This window comes from Mesorhizobium sp. M1A.F.Ca.IN.020.06.1.1, assembly GCF_004023265.1.
Lineage (GTDB): Bacteria > Pseudomonadota > Alphaproteobacteria > Rhizobiales > Rhizobiaceae > Mesorhizobium.
In genome coordinates this window covers 1-782 of sequence record NZ_RZSR01001544.1, presented here as the reverse complement: position 1 = coordinate 782, position 782 = coordinate 1, and the positions used below count along the sequence as shown (strand labels likewise).

General features: G+C 64.8%; 1 protein-coding gene and 1 pseudogene. One reads left to right on the top strand and one right to left on the bottom strand.

Features of this window, described 5'->3' with window-relative positions; genetic code table 11:
- Positions 1-78: 78 nt before the first annotated feature.
- The gene (locus tag EOA60_RS35430) at positions 79-267 is read left to right on the top strand and encodes a Flp family type IVb pilin (RefSeq protein ID WP_082953632.1); all 189 of its coding nucleotides are present in this window, start codon (positions 79-81) and stop codon (positions 265-267) included.
- A 30-nt stretch (positions 268-297) separates the two neighbouring features.
- On the opposite strand, the pseudogene EOA60_RS35425 reads toward EOA60_RS35430, so the two are convergent.
- Positions 298-782 (bottom strand): annotated as a pseudogene (locus tag EOA60_RS35425) (SAM-dependent methyltransferase); the annotation flags it as partial.

Here is a 782-nt window from a genome sequence, read left to right as displayed (position 1 = left end):
CTATTTCACCGCCCGTTAAGCTTTTGCCGTTAACCTTTCTTAACGGGTAGGCGCTCTGGTTCCCGCCAAGAGGGATCGATGACCATGAAAAACCTGCTGCAGCAATTCATAGAAGATGAATCAGGCGCCACGGCCATCGAATATGGCCTGATCGTTGCCGTGCTGTCGCTTGTAATCGTCGGCGGCGTCGGCAAGGCCGCCGACGCGATCCAGTGGCTGTTCTCCGACAACAACAGCAGGCTTGCCAACGCCTTTGCCCAGCACTGACCGCATCGGTCAAACCGCGGCGCGCATCGGTCAGTGCCCCGTCGGCTTCTCGAGGATCGTCTTCAGCGAGACCTTGGCCGAGCCAGGCTTCAGCGGTTTCTGCTGTGAGGGGTCGGGCGCCCAGCCGGACATCCACACAATCGAAAAGCTTGCCCGGATGCGGCCGTCCGGGTCAGAAAACCGATCGGCATAAATTTCGGCGGCGCGGGCGAACAGCCGCCGGGTGGCGGGACGCCGGCTGCGGTCCAAAAGCGGGCTGGTCTCGCCCATGGCGCGCAGGTCGGCGGCAAGCCCGAACAACGAATCGTAGCGCACCGTGACCGTCTCCACGTCGGCGACCGGCAGCGCCAGGCCGGCACGCTGCAGCAGCGCGCCGGCGTCGCGCACATCGGTGAACGGCAGGACGCGAGGGCTCGCGCCACCGTAAAGCTCGGTCTCGGCGGCAAGCAGGCTCTCGCGCAACTCGGAAAGCGTGCCGGCACCGGCTAAAGCGCCGAGGAACACCCCGTCGGGCT

Bases quoted from the DNA above. Each gene is read 5' to 3' on its own strand.
- EOA60_RS35430 (WP_082953632.1), top strand. From the start codon at position 79: ATGACCATGAAAAACCTGCTGCAGCAATTCATAGAAGATGAATCAGGC.